The sequence below is a fragment of the Bradyrhizobium sp. USDA 4452 genome (assembly GCF_054063575.1).
In genome coordinates, this window is the sequence record NZ_JBSSGK010000001.1 from 4,531,905 (window position 1) to 4,557,383 (window position 25,479).

The following is a 25,479-nucleotide window of genomic DNA, read 5'->3' on the forward strand; positions in this document are numbered from 1 at the left end:
AGTACCTCGTTCGGTTGGGATAAAGGGCGCGGTTGAGAATCGCGCCCGGGAGCATGGGGCAAACGTATGAATGCCCCCTTGCCGGGTCAAGCTCGCTCACGCCGACATGAACTTATGCCAGCCCGGCGTCCAGCGCGGAGGCGGAAATCTCCATCATTTCAGGGATTTCGGTCCAGAGCAGGGCGGCGTGGATGATCCTTTGGGGATAAAGTTTTGCCAGCACCGCACGGTACAGCGCGAGCTGCCGGATATAACCCTCGGGGGCGTCGGCGGCGGTCTTTGGCGGCGCGTGGTTGGTCTTGAAATCGACGATCAGGACCTCGTTCGGCGTGACCACCAGGCGGTCGATCTGGCCCGAGACCAGCACCTTCGGCTGGCCCGGCCGCTCCAGCCGGCCCACGATCGAAACCTCGGCACGGCTGCCGGGGGCAAACACCGGCGCAAAGCGCAGATCGACCGTCAGGGCGACCACCTGCCGAGCCAGCGCAGCGCGCTCTTCCTCGCTCCAGCCGTCGGCGTTACGCGCGAGATAACCGAGCGCCGCGCCGAGCCGTCGTTCCACCGCGACATCGGGCAGCGATTGCAGCAGGCGATGCACCAGCGTGCCGCGTTGCAGGGCGCGGGCGCGCAGCAGCACCGATTCGCCGGTTCGGATCGGATGGCTGTCGCCGTCAGCCGGATCGGACGGGCGCAGCACGCGCGCAGCGGATGCTTCAGGGGCTGCCGCAGCGCGCAGCCAGGACGGCAGCACGATCGGCGGCGCAGCTGCCGATGCAGAAGCGCCGGTGAGTTCGGCAATGTCGTCCGGCCGCGAATAGCGCATCACCTTGCCGGCCGGCGTCTGCTCTTCTTCGAGCTTAAGCCCGGAATTGGCGAGCCCCCTGGCGATCAGATCGTACCAGGAGGATTTCCGCACCGTGTTCATGTTGCCGGGCATGCAGCCGCCGACGATCAGCCGGTCGGCGGCGCGGGTCATCGCGACATAGAGCAGGCGGCGATATTCGTCCTCGGTGTCGCTGAGCATTGCCTTGCGCGCCTCAGCGACATTGGGGGGATCCTCGGCCTTCTTGCCGGCCCACACCACGACGCCGGGCGCGTTCGGCGCCGCGTTGCCCTGCGGCAGATGGATCAGCCGCAGCCGCTGCGTGTCCGACGGCGAGGTTGTGGTGTCGACCAGGAACACGACAGATGCTTCGAGGCCCTTAGCGCCGTGCACGGTCATGACGCGGACCTCGTCGCGCGAAATCTCCATGTCGCGCTTCACCTCGGTGTCGGCGGCGCGCAGCCAGGCGACGAGGCCCTGCAGCGAGGCCGGCGCCTTGCGCTCGTAGCTCAGAGCCAGTTCGAGAAACTCGTCGAGCGCGTCGTTGGCCTCGTGGCCGAGCCGGCGCAGGATGCGCGCGCGTCCCCCGTCCCCGCCAAGCAGCCAGGCGTAGAACGCGAACGGCGTCTCCTGGGTGAAACGGCGCTCGCATTGTTCCAGGCGGCGCAAGGCGGCCGAAAAGCGTTCATCGGTCGGCGCGTGCGCAGTCAGCGCCTCGCGCAGCGAGCCGCGGCGCTGATACGCCAGCTTGAACAGATCGTCGTCGTCGAGACCGAACAGCGGGCTCTTCAGCGCCACCGCAAGCGCGAGATCGTCCTGCGGCAGAAGCAGCGCGTCGGCGAGGTTCATCAGGTCGATGATCGCGATGTGCTCGGTCAGCTTCAGCCGGTCGGCGCCGGCGACCGGGATGCCGGCGTGCTTCAACGCCTGGATGACAGCGTCGAAGGCGTTGCCGCGCCGCCGCACCAGGATCAGCATGTCACCGTAACGCAACGGCCGCCGGCTGCCGGCGCTGCCGGTCATGGTGCCGCTGGTGACGAGGCGCTTGATCTCGGCCTGGATGCGCCGTGCGAGCTTCACTTCGGGGCTCGTCACCGCGACGCCGTCGAACGGCGCGCGCCAGCCTTCGATATCCTGGCGGTCGTCGGCGACTGCGAGATCCCAGAGTTCGATCAGGCTGGGGCCGGCATCGGCCATCGCATTGTGGATCGGGTAGCCGTTCTCGACCGCATGGATGCTGCGGAAGATCTCCTGCTCGCGGAATACATGGTCGACCGAATGCAGGATCACCGGCCCCGAGCGGAACGAATAGGTGAACGACACCGGATCGAATTTCAGCCCGGCCTCCTCGAACCGCCGTTTCAGCTCGCGCCGGCGCAGGTCGAACTCACGGGGTGCTGCGCCCTGGAACGAGAAGATCGACTGCTTCTCGTCGCCGACCGCGAACACCGTGCGCACCAAGCCGTCGCGCGCACCGGCGCCGGAGGTGAATTCCGAGATGATGTGGGCGACGATATCCCATTGCCGCGGGCTGGTGTCCTGCGCCTCGTCGATCAGCACGTGGTCGACGCCGCGGTCGAGCTTGTAATGCACCCAGCCCGAGGAGACGCGGTCGAGCATCGCCAGCGTCTTGTCGATCAGGTCGTCATAGTCGAGCAGGCCGCGTTCCAGCTTCTCGCGCCGGTAGTGCGCAGCCGCCGCGGTCGCGATGTGGATCAGTGCTTCGCTGCGGTCGCGCGCGACTACCGCGCGGCGCCGCTCGATCAAGGGACCGAGACGATCGATCTCCGCCTCGAACCTGTGGCCTGCAACAGGGTTCTTCTTGATAAAATTGTTGGTGATGACGGAGGCGCGCGGCGCGCGGTCGTCGGTCAGGAAGACGCCGAGATACTCGTCGACCTGCGCCGCACCGGTGAAGGCCAGCGCGCTGCGCAGCCGTTCGGCCTGCTTCTGATCCGCCTTGCTGCTGGTGTCGAGCAGCGTCGCCATCTCCTTCCAACTCGCGCGCGGCAGGTTCGGCCCGTCGACGATCTCGCGCTCGACATCCTCGATGCGATCATCGGAGGAGACGCCGAGCGCCGCCGACATCTGCGCGGCGGCGGCCGCGGCGCTGCCGGCGGCATCGGTCCAGGCCATGAAGTGGTCGCGGCTCAGGCAGGCCTCGCGCACCACCTCCTTGAAGGTGACGTCGGCGGCATTCGCCATCGCCGTCCGCAGCGCGCGGCCGATCGGACTGTCGGGAATCCGCGAAGCTTCGAGGAACACGGCGAGATTGGCGCGCTCCATCATCTCGTTCTGGTCGCGATCGTCGAGCACGGCGAACCGCGCCGGCACGTTGGCCTCGAACGGAAACTGTTGCAGCAGGCGGGTGCACAGCGCGTGGATGGTCTGCACCTTCAACCCACCGGGCGTCTCCAGCGCACAGGCAAACAGTTTTCGCGCCTCGCGCCGCAGCGAGACGCTGGGATGCGCGATGCCGGCCTCGCGGATCGCGGCATCGAGCCCGGCGTCATCGAGCGTCACCCAGTGGCCGAGCGTCGTGAACACGCGTTCGGCCATGTTCGCCGCGGCGGCCTTGGTGAAGGTGATGCAGAGGATCTTCTCCGGCGGCACGCCGGACAGCAAAAGGCGTATCACGCGCTGCACCAGCACATGGGTCTTGCCGGAGCCGGCATTGGCCGACACGAAGGTCGACGCTTTCGGATCGGACGCGCGCGCCTGCGCGTCGCGCACCGCCGGCGGGATTGGGCGCGGTGCCTTTACCATTCCTCGATCCCCAGGCCGCCGGCGGCGGACCATTCCTTGATGCGCGCGAGGTCGTCATAGGCGCCGTAACGGTTCGCCCACATCGAGAGGTTCAGCGAGGTGTAGGCTTGGCTCTCGTCGTCGAAGGCGCGGATCAAGGCTTCCAGCTTGCGCCGCGCGGCGTCGGCGGCTTCATCGGGCGGCTGCGGCGTGTCGCTGGTCTTGACCTTCAGCTCCAGCGAACGCTGCTCGCCCGGCGGGTTGTTGCCGCTCAGCCTGACATAGACGAGGTCGCCGACCGAGGAGCCGGCCGGAATATCGGCAAAGCCGCCCTCGCGCAGGATCGCGGCTTCCAGCGTCAGCTGCGGCGACAGCCCCATGCGCACCTGCTTGCCGGTCGGCGGCTGGCCGGTCTTGTAGTCGAGGATCGCAAAGCTGCCGTCGTCGCGCCGCTCGATGCGATCGGCGCGCGCGGAGAGCGTGAATGTCCTCGTAGCATCGAGCGGAATGCCGATCTCGCCGCGGATCTCGGCCCTGATTGCGTCGATGCTGCCGCGCCGCGCCTGTTCCCATTCGGCGAACCACGCCGCGATGCGCTGGAAGCGCGGCCACCACAGCGCACGCGCTTCGGGCCGCTCCATCAGCGGCGCGAAATGCCTGGCCCCGATCTCGCGCAGCGCGCGCATGGTGTCGGCGGGCAGCGCGTCCGCGTAAGTTTGCGTGAACTCGCCGAGCGCCTCGTGGATCGCCGAGCCGCGATCGGCGGCCGACAGCGGCATGTCGACCGGATCGAGCGGATCTAGCTTCAGGATATAGCACGCATAGATCGTGTAGGGATCGCGCAGCCAGTCCTCGATCGCGGTCACCGACATTTTCAGCGGCCGCGCCTCGCGGGGCGGCCGCGGCTCCGGCTGAGCGATCGGCGCGACGGTGTCGGGCCGGTCGAGCTCGGCGGCATATTGCACGTAGGTTTCTCCGGCCGATGTCGCCGCCTTCCAGCGCGCTTCGCCCGCAACCGCCTCTAACCGGTGCAGGAAGCGCGAGGCGACCGCCGGCGCGCCGCCGACCTTGGCCGCGTGGGTGAGGATCACCTCGTCATGGCCGAGCAGCTGCGCGAAGTCGTGCGCCGAGAGGCCGATGCGCCGTTCGGGAAGATCGAGCCCGAGCTCGTGCCGCATCGGCCGGCTCAGCCACGGATCGACCCGCGGCGCCGGTGGCCAGACGCCCTCGACCAGGCCGCCGAGGATGACGCGATCAGACTCGGTCAGGCGCGCCTCGAGCTGGCCGAAGATGTTGAGCTGCGCGCGCGCCGAGTCCGGGCGCCGCACCATGCGGTCGGCGAACGCGGTCTGGAACACCTCGGGGTAATCGGCGAGCGGCGTCGCCAGCCCGCTCGGCTGCTGCTTGGCGAGCAACTCGTCGAAGGCGGACGCGAGCGATCCCCCGGCGCGCTCCTCGAACACGATGGCGACGCCGTTCCGATCGGCCGACAGCGCGATCAGCACCTCGCGATGACGCGCGGCCAGCTCGGCGAAGTCGTAGGGCTTTGACGATGCCGTGCCTTCGAGCGGCGCCAGCGCCGCCTGCAGTTTGGCGATCAGGCCCTCGGCCTGGTTGAGCTCGTTGTCGCGCAGCCGGGCGCGCGGCTCCATGGCATGCAGCGACGAGGTCTCGCCGCCATGCAGCTTGACGAGCTCGGCGCGGAAGCGGGCGAAGTCGCGCGCGAGGCCGGCGGTTCCCGCCTGCGGCCGGGTGCCGCGGAGCAGCGCGAGCTCCAGCACCTCGGTTGCGCGCTTCAGCGCGCCATGGGCGCCGCCGAGCCGGAACAGCGGATGCTTGAGCAGCGCGAGCAAGGTCGGCGGCTCCAGCCCCTTGGCCGCGGCCTCCGCGGTGAGGCGGGCGAATACGCCGGCCGGCGTTTCCATCAGCCCATCGCCGCCGGAATCGTCGAACTCCAGATTCCAGCGGGTCAGCGAGGCCATCACGCGCCGCGCCAACGCGCGATCCGGCGTCACCAGCGCGGCCGACTTGCCGAGATGCCGCGCCTCGCGCATCGCGACCGCGATGGCCAGCGCTTCCATTTCCGGATTGGGCGCCTCGACCACGGTGAGGTTGGTCATCCCGGCAGAAATCCGCGCCACGATCTCGGGCCGCTCCAGCCGGTCGTGCCACTGCGCAGTCGCGGTCGAGGGGCGCATCGTCTCCGACACCAGCACCTCGCGTCCCTGCGGCGCAGGCTGGGCGAGGCTCTCGACGTCGCGGCGCCTGATGCCGAAGCGGTCGAGCAGCGCGTGCATCGCGAATTGCGGATGGTTCGAGGAGGGCGGCGTCGTGAACCTGCCGTCGTCGCCGCGCTCGCCGCCGATCGTGTCCCAGGACTCCTCGTCGAGATCGGTGTCGAGTCCGGGCAGCACCACGGCGCCGTTCGGAAGCTTCGCCACTGCGTGGAGGAATTTTGCGGTGGCCGGCATCGAGCCGGTCGAACCGGCCGCGATCACCGGGCCCGTGGGATGCGCGGTCAGCCGCGCCGCCTCCGCCTCGATCAGCAGGTCGCGGCGCGCCGCGGGCTCGATCCGGCCGATCTCCTTGAGGTAGTTCGGCCAGGCATCGCGCGCGATGCGCAGGAAGTCGAGCGAGTGCTGCCAGTATTTGTCGAGCTGGTCAGGCACCAGGCGGTCGAGCGCGCGCCAGTCGACGCCGCGCGTCACCATGTCGTCCATCAGCCGCGCGAGATCACCGGCGAGCTGCAAGGTCGAGGCAGGGCCGCCGACCACCAGCGGTGCCGACACCGGCGTCTTCGCCCACGCCGCGACCAGATGCGCCAGGGTCAGCCGGCGCTCGAGCTCGCCGAGCCTTGGCGGGATCTCCAGCGGCGCGGCGCCGCCGAAATCGTCGCCCTGGCCGGCGAAGGCGAGCTCGTCCTCGTCGATCTCACCGAGCGCGACGATGCGCGGCAGCACCGCGGCATCGGAATCGAGCACGTCGAGGAAGATTTCGCGCGCCAGCCGTCCGGCGCGGCGGGTCGGCAGATAGAGCGTGGCGGTGGCGAGCTTTGCCGGATCGCTCTGCGCCTCGAATCCCGGTACCAGCCGGCCATCCACCAGCGCCGAGATCACGGTGCGCAGGAACGGCGCAGAGACGGGAACGCTGAAAACGCGCATGGGCTGCCTTGTTCGAATCAGGCGCCAATATAGGGAGCGGCGGCCATCGTTAGCCACCCCTGCAGGTCAGCCATAACAGCTCAATGACGCAGCCGGCCGGCGGCGCGATCGACGGCATCCAGGAACCAGCGCAGCGCCGGATCCTCGGCCGCCCGGCTGGTGTGGATCAGGTCGATCGCGAAGGCGGGGATCTCGATCGGCGGCATCACGACGGTGATTTCGGCGAGCTGCGTGAAGCGGCGGGCGACGCGCTCGGCCATCGTGGCGATCAGATCGGTGCCGGCCACGGCGAACGGAACGGCCACCACATGCGCAAGCGTGACGGCCACCCGTCGCTTCAGTCCATGGCGCGCCAGCAGCGCATCGATCACGCTCGGCAGGCCGTCGCCGCCGGCCGCGGAGAACAGCGCGTGCTGCAGGCTCGCATAATCCTCCAGGCTGAGCGCTTCCGATCGGCTCGCGCGCGCGCAGTCGCGGATGCAGACGAAGCGTTCCTCGAACAAGCGGTGCCGGACGCAGCGCGGCGAGTCCGGCAGGTGGCCGCCGATCAGCGCATCGAGTTCACCGCGCTCCAGCCTGGCCAACGCCGCCGTCGTGTCGGTCAGCGGACGCACGGCAAGCTCGGTGCCAGGCGCTTCCATCCGCAGCAGGCGGCTCAGTTCCGGCACCAGAACGAGGTCGCCATAGTCGGTCGCTGCGATGGTGAAGCGCCTTCGCGCGTTGGCCGGATCGAAGCTCCGGTCGGGCGCCAGCGCGCCCCTGATCTGCCGCAGCGCCTCGCCGATCGGACCGGCCAGCGCCAGCGCCTTCTCGGTCGGCTGCATGCCCGCGCCGGCCCGCAGGAACAATTCGTCAGCAAACAGGGCGCGCAGTCTCCGTAGGGCGCTGCTCATCGACGGCTGGGCCAGCCCGATACGCTCGGCCGCGCGCGTGACGTGGCGCTCCTCCATCAGCGCCTCAAAGGCGACCAGCAGGTTGAGATCGACGGCGGCTAAATTCATCCTAGCAATAATGATCATAATGATAATCGATTTCAACAATGCTCTGCCCGCGCTTACGGTGGTGACCGACAGGATGACGAGGCGGAAAGACTCATTCGCGAGACTGATGCCGCGCGGGCCGACCTTGCTGGTCATCGGCGTCCTGGCCGGACTGGCTTTCCCTGCCTTGGCGGACAGCGTGCGCCCACTGATGGCGGCGGCGATCTTCGTGCTGGCGCTGGGGACTTTTCTCCAGGTCGACGCCGCGGCGTTCCGGCGTGCGCTGGCGCGACCGCTGGTCTCGCTGCTGCTGCCAGCGCTGGCGATGCTGGCCTGCCCGCTTGCGGTCGGCTTCGCCGCGCGCGGCGCCGGATTTCGCACCGAGCTGATCGTGGCGCTGGTGCTGTCGGTGTGCGCGCCGCCGTCGACCGGCACGGCGGCGGTCGCACGCATGCTCGGCTTCGACGCGACCATTCCGCTCGCCGTGACGCTGCTGTCGATGGTGCTGGCGCCGATCACGGTTCCGCTGATCGCAGCGGGATTTGCCGGTCTCGCGCTCGATCCACTGGCGCTCGCCGCGCGGCTCGCGCTGCTGGTGGTCGGTTCCGGCGCGCTGGCGCTCTTGCTGCGCCGCCAGGCCGCTGCGCAATTGGCGCGGCATTCGCGCATCATCGATGCATTTGTGCTCGCCGCGCTGCTGGTGTTCGCGATCTCGACCATGGCGGGGGTGCGCGCACAGATCGCAGCGCAGCCGGCCACCGCGCTGACCTTGGCGGGCCTTGCCTTCGCCTGCAATCTCGCGCTGCAGGCGTTCGGCGCGCTGCTCACGCCGGGTCCGCTGGCCGAGCGGCTGACCACGGGCCTCATTCTGAGCAACCGCAATGTCGGACTGGTCTGGTCGGCGATGGGCGCGGCGGTGTCGCCGATGACGGCGCTGTTCTTCGCCGCCACGCAGTTTCCGATCTATATGATGCCGCGGCTGATCGAGCTGCTGGTCCGGCGCGAGCGCAAGGAGAAAGCCTCATCATGAGCGAGACGATCCTGACTGAAGACCTCGCCGCGCGTTTCGCCCGCATCGCGCTCGGCCATGTCACGCGCGAGTATCCGAACAAGCCGGATCATGTGCTGGCGGGACCGAAGGACGCGCGCACGCCGCGCGAGCTGCATCCGGTGTTCTTCGGCAGCTATGACTGGCACTCCTGCGTCCATAGCTACTGGATGCTCGCCCGGTTGCTCCGTCGCTATCCGGTATCCGACGTAGCGGGCGATATCCGCACACTGTTCGACGCACAGTTCGTTGACGAGAAGGTCGCGGCCGAATGCGCCTATCTTGCGGCACCGACCGCGCGTGGCTTCAAGCGGCCTTACGGCTGGGGCTGGCTGTTGAAGCTGGCGGCAGAGCTCGCGCTGCTCGACGCGGCGCGGTGGTACGAGCAGATCGCGCCGCTGGCCGCAATCTTCGCGCAGCGCTTCCGCGATTTCCTGCCGCTCGCCACCTATCCGGTGCGGGTCGGGACACACTTCAACACGGCGTTCGGGCTTCGCATGGCCGCCGACTATGCCGCGGTGACGCAGGACGATGCGCTCAATGCGCTGCTGCGCGAGACCGCGCTGCGCTGGTACGGCGCCGATCAGGATTGCCCCGCCTGGGGCGAGCCGAGCGGCGACGATTTCCAGTCGCCTGCGCTGATCGAAGCCGAATGCATGCGCCGGCTGCTGGGGCCTCGCGACTTCCTGCCCTGGTTCGACCGCTTCCTGCCGCGGTTGGCGCAACGCGAACCCGCAACCCTGTTCAGGCCCGCCACCGTCACCGATCGCACCGACGGCAAGCTCGCGCATCTCGACGGACTCAATCTCAGCCGCGCCTGGTGCTGGCGCGCGCTGGCTGGTGCGTTGCCGGAAGCCGATCCGCGTCGTCCGATTCTGCTGGATGCTGCGCGAGATCATCTCGACGCCGGCCTGCCGCATATCGCCGGCGACTATATGGGCGAACACTGGCTCGCGAGCTTTGCAGTGCTCGCCATCGACAGCGCTGATTGACGACAGCCTTGCCTAAAGGAGGACGAGTTTCGGTCGAATCGGCTTGGCGCGGTCTCGGTTCACCTCTCCCAAGGGAGAGGTGAACGTGCGATGCCGTTCTATCTCAGGCTAATCTCGCCAGGCTCTACGCGACGCTTTCCAGGTAGGCTTCTTCCGCGGCCAGGATCGCGTCGGGGGTCCCGACATGCATCCAGACGCCGTCGAGGCGCAGGCCGAACAGCCGTTCCTGCTCGTTGGCGCGGTCGAACATCTTGGTCAGCGAGAATTCGCCGGCCGGAGCGTCGGCGAACAGCGCCGGCGACATGATCGCGGCGCCGGCATAGACGAACGGCACCACCTGGTTCTCGCGCCGCTTGCGCAGCGCGCCGTCCGGCAGCATCGAGTAGTCGCCGCGGCCGCTATAGCCGATGCTCGAGGCTGTCGGCGCCATCAGCAGCAGGATATCCATCCGCGCGGGATCGAAAGTTTCCGCCAGCCGCGACAGGTTGGAGCGCACGCCGTCGATCCACATCGTGTCGGCATTGAGATGGAAAAACGGCGCATCGCCGAGCAGCGGCAGCGCCTTCACGACCGCGCCGCCGGTGCCGAGCACCTCGTCGCGTTCGTCGGAGATGATGACGCGCGGGCGGCTGCGGGGCTTGACGTGCTCGATGATCTGGTCGGGCAGATAGTGCACATTCACGACCGCTTCGCTGACGCCGGCGCCGGCGAGCTTGTCGAGCACATGGTCGAGCAGCGGCTGGCCGGCGACGCTCACCAGCGGCTTCGGCATCGTGTTGGTCAGTGGGCGCATGCGTACGCCGAGGCCCGCAGCGAGCACCATAGCCTTGTGGGGAGTGACGGGCATTTTCCTGATATTCTCGGTCATCATCTCTCGGCGCCGATCATATCACGGCGATTCGGCAATCATATCCGCCATAGTCACGGGACATGACGGCCGTAAGACGGCAACGGGGCCTAGACGTCGGCAGCCTGCGCGCCGCGCCTGGCAGTTTTCTTCTTCTTGTCGCCTTGTTTAAGGAAGTTGACGCCGATCTGGTCGCCATTGACCCACGCCAGCTCGCAGCGTCGATAGGCCAATCCTGTGGACGACAGCAGCAGAAAGAACTCCTTCAGGTTCAGGCCCTCGACCGAGCCTTCGACGGTCAGCTTGGCGCCCGTCTCCGACACGTCTTCCATGGTGCAGTCGCGCCGCCAGGTGCCGTCAATGCCCATCATGTGCGCGGCTATGCCGCGCTCAAACGTGACACGATCGCCCCTGCGTCGTTCCGTCCCCATCGTGTGGTCCCGCTCCCGATCAGGCCGCGCCCTGGATGAGGTACGGCCTCCGCGACCTTAGGGGAGCTGAGGCTAATAACCCGTAAACTAAGGTACCGGGGGAGGGACGTTAGCTGTGTACCAGATCCGGAAGGTGGCCAGTGCCGGATGCGCCAGCGACCGTTCGAGGTAGGTCCAGATCCGCGGCTGGTGCTTCAGATATTGCGGTTTGCCGTCGCGGCGGTTGAGCCGCGCAAAGGTGCCGAGCAGACGGGTGTTGCGCTGCGCCGACATGATCGCATAGAGCTCGGCGAAGCCGGCGGCATCGAAGCTCTCGTCTGTGGCGCGCCGCGCCTTGATGTAGCGGGTCAGGAGCGACAGCTCGAGCTGCTCGGGTACATCGATCCGCGCGTCCTGCAGCAGCGACACCACGTCATAGGCCGCAGGGCCGAGCAGCGCGTCCTGGAAGTCGATGATGCCGACGCGCAGAATGCCGGTGCGCTCGGCAAGCCAGATGATGTTCGGCGAATGGAAGTCGCGGATCACCCAGGTCTGTGGCGCCGCGGCGGGCTTCTGCAAGAGGCCGCGCCACATCCCGAGGAAGTCGGCGCGGAGCTCATCGCTGACCTGGACGCCGCGGTCGGGCAGGTACCATTCGAGCATCAGCCCGATCTCGATCAGCCAGGCGTCGATATCGAACACCGGGATGGCGTAGCTCTCGTCTGCTGTCAGCGGCAGCGTGTCGGGCAGCACCTCGCGATGCAGCGCCGCCAGCATGTCGACGGCGGCCTCGTAACGCTCGGCGATCGGCTGCGGCGGATCGCCCTCGATCACGCCTTCGGCGCCGAGATCCTCGGTGATCAGGAAGCCCGATTCGAGATCGATGTGGCGGATCGCCGGTGCGGAGAAGCCGTGCTTGCGCAGGCCGTTTCCGATCGCGACGAACGGCCTGACGTCCTCGGCGAGATGCACCGCGGCGCTGTAGGATCGGCCGTCGTAGATCGCCGGGCCGTCGGGGCGGCGCGGCGAGTTCATCAGGATGACGCTGCCGTCGTCGTTGCGCAGTCGCGCATAGGAGCGCGTCGAGGCGTCGCCCGGCATCCGCTCGCGCCGGGCATTGAGGAAGCCGCTTCGCTCGAGGAACTGGCGTAGCTCGTGCAGCCGCGCGACCTTCGCCGCACCCTTGCCAAAGCCGGTGATCTCGGCTGCGCGTGCGGCCGATCCGAGCGCCGGGCGGTGGCTGAACGCGATGTCGATGCGGTCCGCGGGCATCGCGTCCGGCGCGCGCTCGGGCCACTCGATCAGCGCCACGGTGTCGTCGGGCATTGGCGACAGCCCGATCTCCTCGAGTTCGCTGGCATCGTTGATGCGGTAGAGGTCGGCATGAACCAGCGGAAACGACGGCAGCTCGTAAGTCTGCGCCAGCGTGAAGGTCGGGCTCGGCACTTCCAGCGCATCGTCGGCCGCGATGTAGCGGATCAGCGCGCGGGCGGCCGCGGTCTTGCCGGCGCCGAGGTCACCCGACAGCGTGATGACGTCGCCGGCGCCGATCAGGAGCGCAAGGTCGGCCATCAGCTCTGACGTCGCGGCTTCGTTCGCGAGCGCCACCGAGAATGTCGAGGTCGCCGTCATTCCGCGGCGTTGCGATGGGCGGTCTGGTCGATCGGGAAGTCGCAGGTCACGGTCGTGCCGCGGCCTACGGTCGAATCGACGCGCACCCGTCCGCCATGCAGTTCGACAAAGGAGCGGACCAGCGACAGGCCGAGCCCGGCGCCGCGGTGCCGGGAGCCGTGCGAATGGCTCTCGAACCAGTTGAACACCTTGTCGCGCATCTCGGCCGGAATGCCGGGACCGGCGTCGGTCACCGCAAACACCACGCTGTGCTCGGTGCGGTGCGCGCTGATCGTGACGGTGGCGTCATGCGGCGAGAAGCCGACCGCATTGGCGAGCAGATTATAGAGCACCTGCACCACGCGCCGCTCGTCGCCGACGAAGGCGCCGATGTTGGGCTCGATATCGACCTTGAGCGTGATGCGGTCGGTTGCGAGACGGTCCTGGATGCCTTCGGCGGCGGCCTCGATCGCCTGACCGATATTGACCGGGCCGAGCTCGAGCTTCATCGCGCCGGCGTCGATGGTGGCGAGATCGAGAATGTTGTTGGTCAGCGCCAGCAGCGCGTTGGTCGATTTGGTGACGTAGTCGAGATATTCGGCCTGCTTCGGCGTCAGCGGCCCGGTCGAGGGATCGCTGAGGAAATGCGCGAAGCCGATGATGGTGGTGAGCGGCGCGCGCAGCTCGTAGGAGACGTGGTGGACGAAATCCACCTTCATCTGGTCGGCGGCTTCCAGCGCCTCGTTGCGCTCGCGCAGCGCCCGCTCGACATTTTCGGTGTCGGTGATGTCCTGGAAGGCCAGCAGGGTCTTGCCGTCCGGCAGCGGCACCGTCATGCAATTCAGCACGCTGCCATCCTTGCGCTCGAGCTTGAGCGCGACCTGGGCGCGGTTCTCGATCGCGGTGATCTGCTCGCGCAGTGTCCGCCAGGTCGGCGCGTCGTCGAACAGCGGCCGGCACAGCGCTTCCACCGCCTCGATATGCGGTTCGCCCTGCAGCGCATCGGCCGGCAGCTTCCACATCTTGGCGAACGGCGGGTTGAACAGCTCGGCGCGGCCGTTGCTGCCGAACACCGCGACCGCCTCGCCGAGATTGTCGAGGGTCTCGCGCTGCACCCGGGTCAGGCGGTCGTAGCGGCGCGCGAGGTCCAGGCTCTCGGTGACGTTGTCGAACAGGTAGGTTACGCCGCCTTCGAGATTCGGCGTGGTGACGACGCTGATGGCGCGGCCGTCGGGCAGGAACCAGGTGTAGGTCTCGGCTTCGACCGCGCGATAGGCCTCGTGCAGCTTGGCCTTCCAGGCGCGGAAGTCCGGCTGCTCGGGCAGCTTGCGGTTGGCGCGCAGCCGGTCGAGCACGCTGGAATCGTCCGGGTTGCTGTCGAGGAAGGCCTGGTCGAGGCCCCACAGCCGCCGATAGGACTCGTTGTAGAAGGTGAGCCGCCGGTCGGCATCGAACACCGCGACGCCCGAGGAGAGCTGATCGAGGGTGCGCCGGTGCGCTTCGACCATCCGCGCGATCGCCGCGCGCAGCGCCGCGGCTTCGCTGGCGTCGATCGCAATGCCGGCGCTGCCGCCGGAGAGTTTCAGCGCCTGGACGTCGTAGATCCGCCGCTCGCCGCTGACGACGATCGGCAGCCGGGCGGCATAATGGGCGTTGTCGTTCAGCGCGCGGGTCAGTTCGCTGCGCTGGTCGCTTTCGAGCAGTTCGAGGTTGCGCTGCAGCGCGTCCGACACGCTCTTGCCTTCGGTGGCGCGGACATAGGCCGCGTTGGCATAGCGCAGATTGCCCTCGAGACTCTTGGCCCAGATCGGCCATGGCGCGGCGGCGGCGAAATCGCGCAGCAGCTCGGTCTCCTCCTGCAGCGTCTTGTAGCGCAGGTTGGACTCGGCAAGCTCGCGGCGCAGGCCGCCAAGTTCCCGGATCCGCACGATGGCCTGGCCGCCGATCGCGCGGCCCATCGCCTCGATGGCGCGGCCAGCCGAGGTCGAGAGGTTGAGCAGGAACGCCTCGCCCTTCTCGCGCAGCGCGTCGACCGCGTGATCCATCTGCAGCGCCGGCTCGGGCGGCAGCCAGGTTCCGAACGCGAGGATGCGTTGCGGCGCGCTTTCCTGCGACATCACCAGCGAGATGTCGCCCGAGATCTGCGGCCGGTTGTCGCCCGCGGCCCAGGAGATCAGGACCTGCGGCTCGACGAACAGCAGCGCCCGCAGCCGGTCCGACTGCGCCTGCAGGTCCGTGATCTCGGATTGCAGCTGCTCCTCGTTCCGCGTCGCGCGCAGGCGGGTACGCATCAGAAGGATCGCGGCGACGGCCGAGAAGCCGACCAGCGCGAACGAGGTCGCGAGAACCGCGACCTCCTGGTGATTGAAGCCGAGATGGTCCGACAGCGCCTTGGCGACCAGGCTCTCGGCGGCGAACGAGGCGCGGGCCGGCAGCAATGCTGACATGGCGAGCCCAAGCATGCCGTCGCGCGCCAGTGAGGTGCATGACAGCAGGGTTCGACGCATTGCCGCGACTACGCCCGACATATGTTGCCCCAGAACGCACAAACCTTAAGGCATGATCCGGAAAGCAGCAGAACCGCTATTCCCTCACGGCAAACGTTGGACGTTTGTCCGGGGATCATGCCCAAGCAGGACCCGACAGCCCGACGAAGACCCCCCGTCGCGCTCGAATCAATCCAGAATAGTCCCAACCGGACTCGGCGAGTAAGAGTCCAGACCGTGAACGCAGAATCCGCTGTGAAAAAATGCGGCTGGCGATGTGGATTTTACGCGAATTGACTCCGTATTCACGCGGGGGAGCGTGATCTGCCGGAGAGCGCCGCACACTTCTCCGGTCGCCATTCTAGCGCCCGGTCGAGCCGAAGCCGCCGCTGCCGCGATCGGTCGCCGGCAGCACGTCGACCGGAACCAGCTCGGCCCTGGTGACCGGCGCGATCACCATTTGCGCGATGCGCTCGCCACGCCGGATCGGGAATACCTCGTGGCCGTGATTGACCAGTAGCACATTGATCTCGCCGCGATAGTCGGCGTCGATCGTGCCGGGCGAGTTCAGCACCGTGACGCCGTATTTGGCGGCGAGGCCGGAACGCGGCCGCACCTGGGCCTCATAGCCCGGCGGCAGCGCGATCGTCAGTCCGGTCGGAACCATTTCGTAGCGGCCCGGCAGCAGCAGCAGCGGCGCCGATTGCGGCACGGCCGCAAGCAGGTCGAGGCCGGCCGCGTCGGCGGTCTGGTAGATCGGCAGCAGAAGGTCTGCGCCATGCGGCAATTGGCGGACTTCGACCTTGATGGTGGCGCTCACGATGCGATTCCTACTTCTCTTGCGATCCGCGACACCAGCGCGGTCGCGACTTCTTCCTTGGTCATCACGGGCCAGGAGTCGACGGTGACATCCTTGCCCTCGCGCGAGAGCAAATGAACGGTGTTGCGGTCGCCGCCCATCACGCCGGTCGCCGGCGAGACGTCGTTGGCGACGATCCAGTCGCAGCCCTTGCGGGCGAACTTGGCCTTGGCGTTCTCGATCAGATGCTCGGTCTCGGCGGCGAAGCCGATCACCAGCGGCGGCCGCTTCTCCTTCAGTTTCGAGATCGTCGCGAGGATGTCGGGGTTCTCGACCAGCTGCAGCGGCGGCATGCCGGCTGCGGTCTTCTTCAGCTTCTGGCTGCCTTCGGTGGCGACCCGCCAGTCGGCGACCGCGGCCGCAAAGATCGCGACGTCGACCGGCAGCGCGGCCTCGACCCGGTGCAGCATGTCGCGCGCGGATTCCACGCGCATCACGGAGATCCCGGCGGGGTCGCCGAGCTCGACCGGGCCGGTCACCAGCACGACCTCGGCGCCGGCGGCGCGCGCGGCGGTGGCGATCGCAAAGCCCTGCTTGCCGGACGAGCGATTGGCGATGTAGCGGACCGGATCGATCGCCTCGTGGGTCGGGCCGGCGGTGATCAGCACGCGCTTGCCGGCGAGCGGGCGCGGCTGCGGCGGCCGCAGCATGCGGTCGGCGGCGGCAGCGATCTCGACAGGCTCGGCCATCCGCCCGACGCCGGCCTCGCCGGCCTCCGCCATCTCGCCCGCATTGGGGCCGACGGTGTGGACGCCGTCGCGGCGCAGTTGCAGCACATTGCGGCGGGTAGCCGGATTGTTCCACATCAAGGGGTTCATCGCCGGCGCCAGCAGGATCGGCCGGTTGGCCGCCAGCAGGGTGGCGGTGGCGAGGTCGTCGGCATGGCCCTGCGCCATCTTGGCCATCAGGTCGGCGGTCGCCGGCGCCACCACGATCAGGTCGCAATCCCGCGCCAGCCGGATATGGCCGGCGTCGAATTCGCTCTCGGCGTCGAACAGGTCGGTGTAGACGCGCTCATGCGACAGCGCGCTGGCGGCCAGCGGCGTCACGAACTGCTGCGCCGCCTTGGTCAGCACGCAGCGGACCTGGATGTGCCGCTCCTTGAGCCGCCGGATCAGGTCCAGCGCCTTATAGGCCGCAATCCCGCCGCCGATGATCAGGGTCACCCTGGGCTCGCCGGCCGCGCTGGTGACCCGTGGTACAGAGGCTGTAACCGTCAGGGAACCCGCCGCCGGCGCCTCCGTGAGCTCCGTACCGCCCTCTGCGAGCTCGCGGAGGATCACCCGGATCTCCTCCTCGACCGAGCGCCCGTTCCTGGCGGAGCGCAGCCGCAGATAGGCTTTCAAATTGTCGTCGAGTTTGCGGATGGTCAGGCTGGCCATGGCGTGCCCTCAGGCATCATTGTGATAGCGATGCTATCACATGGTGCATGCATTGCAATCAGTGCGCCCGGATGGCGAAAAAGATTGCGATCAGGGCGGCGGCAATGACCCAAAGGCCGACGGTCTGCACCCGCGCCTTGCGGGCCTCGGCGCGGGCCATTTCGTCGATCGAATCCGACGACAACATGTGGCCCTCCCGCGTCATGGTCTCGAGCTGCTCGAGCACCGTGACGGCGCGGCTGGCGATCGACGGCAAATTGGCGATGATGCGGCTGAGCTCGCCCACACCCGATATCGCGCCCTGAATCCGGCCGGCCGGGCCGAGATTGTGCGTGATCCATTCGCGCACCACGGGGTCGGCGATCTTCCAGATGTCGAGCTTGGGATCGAAGCCGCGCGCCACGCCCTCGACCACCACCATGGTCTTCTGCAGCAGGATCAGTTCGGGGCGCGTCTGCATGTCGAACAGGCCGGTGACCTCGAGCAGAAGCGTCAGCAGCTTCGCCATCGAGATTTCCTCGGCGGTGCGGTTGTGGATCGGCTCGCCGATGGCGCGGATCGCCTGTGCGAAATTCTCCACCGAATGGTGGCCCGGGACATAGCCGGCCTCGAAATGCACCTCGGCGACGCGGCGATAGTCGCGGGTGATGAAGCCGAGCAGGATCTCGGCGAGGAAGCGCCGCTCCTTCAGCCCGAGCCGCCCCATGATGCCGAAATCCACCGCAACGAGGCGGCCGGCGTCGTCGAGGAACAGATTGCCCGGATGCATGTCGGCATGGAAGAAGCCGTCGCGCAGCGCGTGGCGCAGGAAGCTCTGGATCACCTTGCGGCCAAGGTCCGGCAGGTCGACCTGGGCCTGCGCAAGGCGAGCGTGGTCGTTCAGCGCGATTCCGTCGATCCACTCCATCGTCAGCACGCTGTGCGCGGTGCGATCCCAGTCCACAGCCGGCACACGGAAATCCGGATCGTCGCGGGTGTTCTCGGCCATCTCGGACAGCGCGGCCGCCTCGAGCCGCAGGTCCATCTCCATCGCGACCGAGCGCGACATCGTGTTGATGACTTCGATCAGCCGCAAGCGACGCGCCTCGGCGGAATGCGCTTCGGCCTTGTGCGCGACAAAGAAGAAGTCGCTGAGGTCGCGGCGGAAGCGCGCGGCGACATTGGGCCGGAGCACCTTGACTGCAACCTGCTGCCGCACGCCGTCGCGCTCGACCTCGCCGCGATGCACCTGCGCGATCGAGGCTGCGGCCACCGCCGGACCCAGCCGCACGAAGGCCTGCGCCAGCGGCCGTTCCAGCGATTGCGCGATGACAGTCTCGGCCTCCTCCTGCGCGAACGGCGGCAGCCGGTCCTGCAGGCTTTCGAGATCGCGCGCCATCGCGACGCCGACCACGTCGGGGCGGGTGGCGAGGAATTGCCCGAGCTTGAGATAGGCGGGCCCGAGCCGGGTCAGCGCGCGCGACAGCCGCGGACCGGACTTGGCGGAGCGGCGCTCGATCAGCCGCGCCAGCTTCAGCGCGAGCTGCCCGGGCGGCGGCACCAGCGCGGGATCGACGACGCCGAACACGCCCTCGCGCGCAAACACGAAACCGGCGCGGGCAAGGCGCGAGATGTGGGTCAGTGCAGAGATCACAAACGCCAGCCCGAATGCAGCGCCACGATGCCGCCGGAGAGACTCTGCCATTTCACGCGCGCAAAGCCGGCGGCGCCGATCATGTCGGCGAACGCGTTCGGCCGCGGGAATTTACGGATCGACTCGACCAGATATTGATAGGACTCGGCGTCACCGGTGACGGCGCGGCCGAGCGGCGGGATCACCTTGAAGGAAAACAGATCGTAGATTTTGTCGAGGCCGGGGACGTCGACGGTGGAGAATTCCAGGCACAGGAAGCGGCTGCCCGGCTTGAGCACCCGATAGGCCTCGCGCAGCGCAAGGTCGATCTGCGGCACGTTGCGGATTCCAAACGCGATCGTGTAGGCGTCGAACGAACGATCGGCGAAGCCCAGCGACTCGGCATTGCCCTCGACGAACGACACGCGGTCGTCGAGATGCTGCCTGGCGGCGCGCTCGCGGCCGACGGCGAGCATGTCGGTATTGATGTCGCAGACCGTGGCATGGAAGCCGGTGCCCGCGGCCTTGGCGGCCCGGAACGCGATGTCGCCGGTGCCGCCGGCGACGTCGAGCAGCGCGAACGGCCGGTCGCCTTTCGGCGGGTCGAGCGCCGTGATCATGACGTCCTTCCAGGCCCGGTGCAGGCCTGCCGACATCAGATCGTTCATCAGGTCGTAGCGCCGTGCCACGCTGTGAAACACATCGTTCACCAGCGTCTGCTTCTCGCCCAGGGGCACGTCCCTGAAGCCGAAATGGGTGGTTTGATCCGGCCGATCCATCACTCAGAACTCTTACCCTTTTGGTCGCGTTTTCTTCGCTCGAAAGCGCCCAGCCAAACCATAGCGCGGCGGCCGCAATGGCGCTATCACGTCACTTCCAAAAGGTGAATGCCTGCCATGCCGGAATTACCCGAAGTCGAGACCGTCCGCCGCGGCCTGCAGCCGGCCATGGAAGGCTCCAAAATCCTCAAGGCCGAGGCCCGCCGCAAGGATTTGCGGTTTCCGTTTCAAAAAGACTTTATCGCCCGGCTTGAGGGCCAGACCATCACCGGGCTCGGCCGCCGTGCCAAATATCTGATGGCGGACCTGAACTCCGGCGACGTGCTGCTGATGCATCTGGGCATGTCGGGCTCGTTTCGGGTGCTCAAGGACGAAGACGGTGCGACGCCGGGGCAATTCCACCATCCGCGCAGTGATGACCGCGCGCATGATCACGTCGTGTTCCACATGTCGTCGGGCGCGGCGGTCGTGTTCAACGATCCGAGGCGCTTCGGTTACATGAAGATCATTGCCCGCAACGCGATCGAGGATGAGCCGCTGCTGAAGGGGCTCGGACCTGAGCCGCTCGGCAACGAATTCGACGCCGCGATGCTGGCGCGCTCCTGCCACAACAAGAAGACCAGCCTGAAGGCCGCGCTGCTCGATCAGCGCGTGGTGGCGGGACTTGGCAACATCTACGTCTGCGAGGCGCTGTTTCGCTCGCATCTGTCGCCGCGGCGATTGGCCGCGACGCTGGCGACGAAGAAAGCCGAGCCGACCGACCACGCCAAACGGCTGGTCGATGCGATCCATTCGGTGCTCAACCAGGCGATCAAGGCCGGCGGTTCCTCGATCAGCGACCATCGCTTGACCAACGGCGACCTCGGCTACTTCCAGCATTCATTCCAGGTCTACGACCGTGAGGGCGAGACCTGCCGCACCTCGGGCTGCGAGGGCATCGTCCGGCGCTTCACCCAGAACGGCCGCTCCACGTTCTGGTGCCCGAAGTGCCAGAAGTAACATGTTCGAGACACCGCGCATCGAGACGCGGAGGCTGATCCTGCGGCCGCTTGCGCTGTCGGATGCCGCGGCGATCCAGCATCACTTCAACAATTGGAACGTGATCAGGACCCTCGCCACGGTGGTGCCGTGGCCCTATCCCGACGACGGCGCGGAGAGCTTCATCAAGCGCGAGCTGCACAAGATCGCGGCCGGCGAGGAAAGCTATCAATGGGTGCTGGTGTTGCGCGACGGTGACGGCGAGGCGATCGGCAGCATCAATTTCCGGCCGCGCGCCGACGGCCGCAAGGGCAATCGCGGCTTCTGGCTTGCAGAGCCTTTCTGGAATCAGGGCTTGATGACCGAGGCGATCGCCGCGGTGAATGATTTCGCCTTCCTGACGCTCGGCCTCCATCACTTCCATGTCTGCAATGCGCAGTCCAACGTCGCCTCGCGCAGGGTCAAGCAGAAGACCGGCGCCGAATTCGTCGGCCTCGTCGAGCTTCCGCACCACAATGGCGAGTCCCGGGCGGAGAAGTGGAAGGTTACGCGCGAGACCTGGCTGCGTGATCGACCGACGGCTTGACCGCGCCTGCGGGGCCGGAGAACATGGCGCCGATCGCTCCCCAAAAAACGAGAACACAATGGCGATGAACGGCAATTGGCGCGATCGCGCCGCGACGAGCTTTCAGTGCGAGAAGCAGCCAGCTACCTCTAGCCGCGGCATGGTGGTGAGCAATCATCCGCTGGCATCGAGCGCCGGCGCCGAGATGCTGGCCGCCGGCGGCAATGCGATCGATGCAGCGATCGCGACGCTGTTCACGCTGACGGTGGTCGAGCCGATGATGGTCGGCATCATCGGCGGCGGCATGGCGCATATCCGCCTCGCCGACGGCAGCCATCGCTTCATCGACGGCCAGAGCACGGTGCCGAAGGCGGTGCGGCCGGATACGTACATATCGAAGCCCGGCTCGGCGCATGACGTGTTCGATACCGTCGGCAACGAGAATTTGAACGGGCCGAAGGCGGTCGCGGTGCCGGGCTCGCTGAAGGCGTGGTGCGAAACGCTGCGCCGCTTCGGCACCATGAGCCTCGCCGACGTGATGCAGCCCGCGATCAAGCACGCCGCGCGCGGCTACGCGGCGACGCCTTACTTGCATGAATGCATCACCGACGGCGCTGAGGAGATGCTGAAGGACAAGCCGATTGCGGCGATCTATCTGCCTGGCGGCACCCCGCTGAAGCCGGGCGAGCGGGTGGTGCAGGCCGAATATGCCGAGACGCTGAGATACATCGCCGACCATGGCGACAACGCGCTCTATCAGGGACCGCTCGGCGACATCCTGGTCGACTACATGACGAAGCACGGCGGCTTCATCGCGCAGGAGGATCTTGCGACCTACAAGACCGTCGAGCGGCAGCCGATCCGCTGTGACTACCGCGGCTGGGAAATCCTCGGGCCCCCGCCGCCGGCAGCGTCGGGCGTGCACATCACGCAGATGCTCAACATCCTCGAAGGCTATGACATCGCAGGCCTCGGCTTCGGCACGACCGAGACGATCCATTATCTTGCCGAGGTGCTGAAGATCGCCTTTGCCGACCGCGAAGCTGCGAGCGGCGACCCCGCCTATATCAACGTGCCGGTGGAGCGGCTCACCTCCAAGGCCTATGCCGAGGAGCGCCGCCGCGCCATCGATCCCGACCGCGCGCAGGCGTGGGGCGCCGGCGTCAGCCAGCTCGAAAGCGCGCACACCACGCACATGACTGCGGCGGATGCGATGGGCAACGTGGTCGCGACCACCCAGACCATCAACAATCTGTTCGGCGCCAAGATCCTGATCCCGGGCCTCGGCACCGTGCCGAACAACTACATGAACCTGTTCGATCCGCGGCCGGGACACGCGCTGTCGCTGGCCGCAGGCAAGCGCGTCACCACCTCGATGTCGCCGATGATGGCGCTGCGCGACGGCAAACTGGTTTATGCGCTCGGCCTGCCCGGCGGAAAGCGCATCTTCCCGAGCGCGATGCAGGCGCTGATCAATCTGATCGATCACGGCATGGAGCTGCAGGAAGCGGTCGAGGCGCCGCGAGTGTGGACCGAGGGCAATGCGCTGGAGGTCGAGCACGCGGTGCCGGAGACCATCCGCGCCGCGCTGTCGGCGAAAGGCCACAAGGTGCAAGTCGTGCCGACGGTCGCCGGCGGCATGAACGCGATCCAGTTCCACGCCGACGGTACGATGTCGGGCGCGGCCTGTTGGCGCGCCGACGGCACGCCGGTCGGCATCGCCGGCGGTCTCGCTCGTGCCGGGGTGCGGTTTGCGTTGAGGTGAGGTGGTCAGGCTCCCTATCCCCGCAAGCGGGGCGAGGTGAACTTACTTCCTGACGCAGATGACGCGGACCACGGCGGCCTTGGCGTCCGCCGATTCGCCCGACGCGTTGACGCCGTGCGCCTTCAGGAAGTTGCGCACCGTGTCGGCCGGCACCAACGCGGCTTGCGCCGGCGGCGCGGCGTTTGCGGGGCCTGCAACGATGACCGGCTTGAGCACCGCGATGCCGGCGAACTTGCCGCTGCTGTCGAGTGCCGCCGCGCCGGAGAACCCGATCGCGGGCGGCGGTGACAGCGCCTGATCGCCGCCGCTGAGTTGCGCTGCAGCGGCCTTGACGCTGCTCGCGGCCGCGCCGCCGCCCTGGTTCTGCGGATCGGCGATGCCGGTGACGTCGAGCGCGGTCTGCGTCGCCTGGCCCGCGATGTTGAGCGGCTTCAGTCCGCGTGCGCCATAGATGCGCAGCAAAGCGAGGTCGTGCTCCTTGTCGGCGGCGACCCGATCAGCATTGCCGTAGCCCGGGATCGTCAGCGCGATGCAGTCGTCAGTCGCGATGCGATCGGTGATGATTGCGCCATCGTCGCTGACCACGACGCCGGTGGCATATTCGACCGTCTTGCGCGGCGGCGGGCCGGCCTGCACGCCCGTCGGAAATGCGTTGAAGGCGCTCGACATCGCGATCACCACCGGCTCGACGGTGGTCTGCATCGCCTGGTCATAGAGGATGGTGAGGAGGCGCACCTCGTCGCCCTTCAAGGTGCCGCGCAGATAGAACTTCTTCAACCCCTGCATGCCCGACAGCACGAAGAAATCCGGCTTCACCACGGTGTAGTCGATGGTGCGGCCGGCCGGCTCCTTCTTCTCCTGCTCGGCAACCTTTGCGGTGGTCGGGCTCGCTTCCTTGCGCCGGGTCAGCAGCACCTGAACGGTGCCGGTGGGTGAAGTCCATTTGGCGCCGGAGGCATCGCTGGTGAGCTGCGGCACCAATTTTGTGGGAATGCCGAGCCGCGCTCCGGTGGCAGGTTCGGTGACGATGCGCCAGCCGACGCTCTCCTGCTTCCGCCGCGCGGTGTCGGCGAGCACGCCGCGCTCCTGCGGGTTCAGCACGCCGGTCGGCTTGCCGCCGCGGTTCTTCTGGAATTCCTTGATCGCATTGACCATGCGCTCGCTGACGTCGCCGGTAATCGCGCCGTTATATTCGCCGACCCACGCGAGGTCGGATTGCAGCGCCAGCCGCTCGGCCTGCGCCATCGCGCCCGCGGTATCCTCCGGCTTTTGCAGCGCGGGGCGAACCGGCACCGTCGTCACCGTTTTCGGCTTGGCCCCGGCCGTCGTCGGCGGCGTCAACTGGGCGTGCGCCGCGCCTACAGCCGCGACGATCAATGTTGCCGAAAGCACCAATCTCATGACAAATCCAGGGAAATGACTGAAACCATTGACGTCCACGCAATTAAGCACATCTGCTTGGTCGGCAACAACCGCGCTCCGGTTCAGGGAACAGCGCGCAGGACATCATCATGCTGAGTGCTGACGAACTCGAACGCTACGCCCGCCACATCGTGCTGCGCGAGGTGGGCGGCCCCGGCCAGAATGCGCTGAAGAAAGCGTCGGTGCTGGTGATCGGCGCCGGAGGCCTCGGCGCGCCGGTGCTGATGTATCTGGCCGCCGCCGGCGTCGGCCGGCTCGGCGTGATCGATGACGACATCGTCTCGCTCTCCAATCTGCAGCGCCAGATCATCCATACGACATCAGACATCGGCAAGCGCAAGGTCGACAGCGCGGCGGCGCAGATCCATGCGCTCAATCCGCATGTGAAGTTCGAAGCGCATCCGGTGCGGCTGACCGCCGACAATGCGATGGCGCTGATCGGAAATTACGATCTCGTGCTCGACGGCTCCGATAATTTCGAAACCCGCTATCTGGTCGCCGATGCCTGCTTCCTCGCGAAGCGGCCGCTGATCACGGCGGCGCTGGGGCAGTTCGACGGTTCGCTGACCACGATCCGCGCACACGAGAAGAATGCAGACGGCATGTTCAACCCCACCTATCGCTGCCTGTTCCCGGAAGCGCCGCCGCCGGGCACGGTGCCGGCCTGCGCCGAGGCCGGCGTGATGGGCGCGCTCGCCGGCCTCATGGGATCGATGATGGCACTGGAGGCGATCCGCGAGATCGTCGGCTTCGGCGAGGGCCTGGTCGGCCGCCTCCTGATGGTGGATGCGCGCGCGATGCGGTTCGAAACCCTGCGCTACGCGCGCGATCCGCAGAACCCGCTCAACGGCGATGCGCCAGGCATCACCGACCTGAGCGGGCATCTCTGAGCCAATTGGGTTGAATCAGCTTACCGCGATGTCGGTCCACCTCTCCCCAGCGGGGAGAGGTCGGATTGCGAAGCAATCCGGGTGAGGGCTCTTGCTCTCTCGATAGACCGTAACCCCTCACCCG

18 protein-coding genes are annotated in these 25,479 nt (G+C 67.5%); 6 read left to right on the forward strand and 12 right to left on the reverse strand.

The window, feature by feature from the left end:
- Positions 1 to 112 precede the first annotated feature (112 nt).
- From addA to ACVISU_RS21800, 3 genes are all read right to left on the reverse strand, one after another.
- The gene (gene addA / locus ACVISU_RS21790; RefSeq protein WP_456708265.1) at positions 113 to 3,589 is read right to left on the reverse strand and encodes a double-strand break repair helicase AddA; all 3,477 of its coding nucleotides are present in this window, start codon (positions 3,587 to 3,589) and stop codon (positions 113 to 115) included.
- Positions 3,583 to 6,729 carry a double-strand break repair protein AddB gene (gene addB / locus ACVISU_RS21795; protein WP_456708266.1) on the reverse strand — a complete coding sequence of 1,049 codons (3,147 nt, stop codon included), beginning with the start codon at positions 6,727 to 6,729 and terminating at the stop codon, positions 3,583 to 3,585. The genes addA and addB overlap by 7 nt, the downstream gene beginning before the upstream one ends.
- Before the next feature lie 80 nt (positions 6,730 to 6,809).
- On the reverse strand, positions 6,810 to 7,730 hold the full coding sequence (locus ACVISU_RS21800) for a LysR family transcriptional regulator (protein WP_456708267.1): 921 nt from the start codon (positions 7,728 to 7,730) through the stop codon (positions 6,810 to 6,812).
- Between the two features lie 106 nt (positions 7,731 to 7,836).
- Between ACVISU_RS21800 and ACVISU_RS21805 the strand changes: the two genes are divergently transcribed.
- Together ACVISU_RS21805 and ACVISU_RS21810 are read left to right on the forward strand one after the other, a co-directional pair.
- A complete protein-coding gene (locus ACVISU_RS21805) occupies positions 7,837 to 8,739 on the forward strand; it encodes a hypothetical protein (protein ID WP_456708268.1) in 903 nt (300 codons plus the stop codon).
- Positions 8,736 to 9,749 (forward strand): DUF2891 domain-containing protein, encoded by a 1,014-nt coding sequence (locus ACVISU_RS21810; RefSeq protein WP_456708269.1) that lies wholly within the window; start codon positions 8,736 to 8,738, stop codon positions 9,747 to 9,749. Before ACVISU_RS21805 ends, ACVISU_RS21810 begins: the two co-directional genes overlap by 4 nt.
- Positions 9,750 to 9,873: 124 nt before the next feature.
- Here ACVISU_RS21810 and ACVISU_RS21815 read toward each other — a convergent pair whose 3' ends face one another.
- The 8 genes from ACVISU_RS21815 to ubiE all read right to left on the reverse strand — a co-directional run bounded on the left by ACVISU_RS21815 (position 9,874) and on the right by ubiE (position 19,735).
- On the reverse strand, positions 9,874 to 10,596 hold the full coding sequence (locus ACVISU_RS21815) for a nucleotidyltransferase family protein (RefSeq protein WP_050402163.1): 723 nt from the start codon (positions 10,594 to 10,596) through the stop codon (positions 9,874 to 9,876).
- A 110-nt stretch (positions 10,597 to 10,706) separates the two neighbouring features.
- Entirely contained in the window at positions 10,707 to 11,027 is a 321-nt protein-coding gene (locus ACVISU_RS21820; RefSeq protein WP_456708270.1) for a PilZ domain-containing protein, read from the reverse strand.
- A gap of 87 nt (positions 11,028 to 11,114) precedes the next feature.
- Positions 11,115 to 12,638 carry a tRNA (adenosine(37)-N6)-threonylcarbamoyltransferase complex ATPase subunit type 1 TsaE gene (gene tsaE / locus ACVISU_RS21825; RefSeq protein WP_456708271.1) on the reverse strand — a complete coding sequence of 508 codons (1,524 nt, stop codon included), beginning with the start codon at positions 12,636 to 12,638 and terminating at the stop codon, positions 11,115 to 11,117.
- Positions 12,635 to 15,145 (reverse strand): ATP-binding protein, encoded by a 2,511-nt coding sequence (locus ACVISU_RS21830; protein WP_456708272.1) that lies wholly within the window; start codon positions 15,143 to 15,145, stop codon positions 12,635 to 12,637. The genes tsaE and ACVISU_RS21830 overlap by 4 nt, the downstream gene beginning before the upstream one ends.
- Before the next feature lie 319 nt (positions 15,146 to 15,464).
- Positions 15,465 to 15,923: a dUTP diphosphatase gene (gene dut / locus ACVISU_RS21835; RefSeq protein WP_050406232.1), complete on the reverse strand. Its 459-nt coding sequence runs from the start codon at positions 15,921 to 15,923 to the stop codon at positions 15,465 to 15,467.
- The gene (coaBC, locus tag ACVISU_RS21840; RefSeq protein ID WP_456708273.1) at positions 15,920 to 17,344 is read right to left on the reverse strand and encodes a bifunctional phosphopantothenoylcysteine decarboxylase/phosphopantothenate--cysteine ligase CoaBC; all 1,425 of its coding nucleotides are present in this window, start codon (positions 17,342 to 17,344) and stop codon (positions 15,920 to 15,922) included. The genes dut and coaBC overlap by 4 nt, the downstream gene beginning before the upstream one ends.
- A 58-nt stretch (positions 17,345 to 17,402) precedes the next feature.
- Positions 17,403 to 18,977, reverse strand: a complete 1,575-nt coding sequence (gene ubiB, locus ACVISU_RS21845) for a 2-polyprenylphenol 6-hydroxylase (RefSeq protein WP_456710874.1) — start codon at positions 18,975 to 18,977, stop codon at positions 17,403 to 17,405.
- Positions 18,974 to 19,735: a bifunctional demethylmenaquinone methyltransferase/2-methoxy-6-polyprenyl-1,4-benzoquinol methylase UbiE gene (ubiE, locus tag ACVISU_RS21850; RefSeq protein WP_456708274.1), complete on the reverse strand. Its 762-nt coding sequence runs from the start codon at positions 19,733 to 19,735 to the stop codon at positions 18,974 to 18,976. Before ubiE ends, ubiB begins: the two co-directional genes overlap by 4 nt.
- A 117-nt stretch (positions 19,736 to 19,852) precedes the next feature.
- Here ubiE and mutM point away from each other — a divergent pair, with 117 nt between their 5' ends.
- The 3 genes from mutM (at position 19,853) to ggt (ending at position 23,043) form a co-directional block, all read left to right on the forward strand.
- Complete coding sequence (gene mutM, locus ACVISU_RS21855; protein ID WP_050406233.1) at positions 19,853 to 20,734, forward strand: bifunctional DNA-formamidopyrimidine glycosylase/DNA-(apurinic or apyrimidinic site) lyase; 882 nt, start codon at positions 19,853 to 19,855, stop codon at positions 20,732 to 20,734.
- 1 nt (position 20,735) lies between these two features.
- A complete protein-coding gene (locus ACVISU_RS21860) occupies positions 20,736 to 21,299 on the forward strand; it encodes a GNAT family N-acetyltransferase (RefSeq protein ID WP_456708275.1) in 564 nt (187 codons plus the stop codon).
- A gap of 64 nt (positions 21,300 to 21,363) precedes the next feature.
- Complete coding sequence (gene ggt / locus ACVISU_RS21865) at positions 21,364 to 23,043, forward strand: gamma-glutamyltransferase (RefSeq protein WP_456710875.1); 1,680 nt, start codon at positions 21,364 to 21,366, stop codon at positions 23,041 to 23,043.
- Between the two features lie 42 nt (positions 23,044 to 23,085).
- On the opposite strand, the gene ACVISU_RS21870 is transcribed toward ggt, so the two are convergent.
- The gene (locus tag ACVISU_RS21870; protein ID WP_456708276.1) at positions 23,086 to 24,444 is read right to left on the reverse strand and encodes a serine protease; all 1,359 of its coding nucleotides are present in this window, start codon (positions 24,442 to 24,444) and stop codon (positions 23,086 to 23,088) included.
- Between the two features lie 110 nt (positions 24,445 to 24,554).
- On the opposite strand from ACVISU_RS21870, the gene ACVISU_RS21875 reads away from it, so the two are divergent.
- Positions 24,555 to 25,355, forward strand: a complete 801-nt coding sequence (locus ACVISU_RS21875; protein WP_456708277.1) for a HesA/MoeB/ThiF family protein — start codon at positions 24,555 to 24,557, stop codon at positions 25,353 to 25,355.
- Positions 25,356 to 25,479 lie beyond the last annotated feature (124 nt).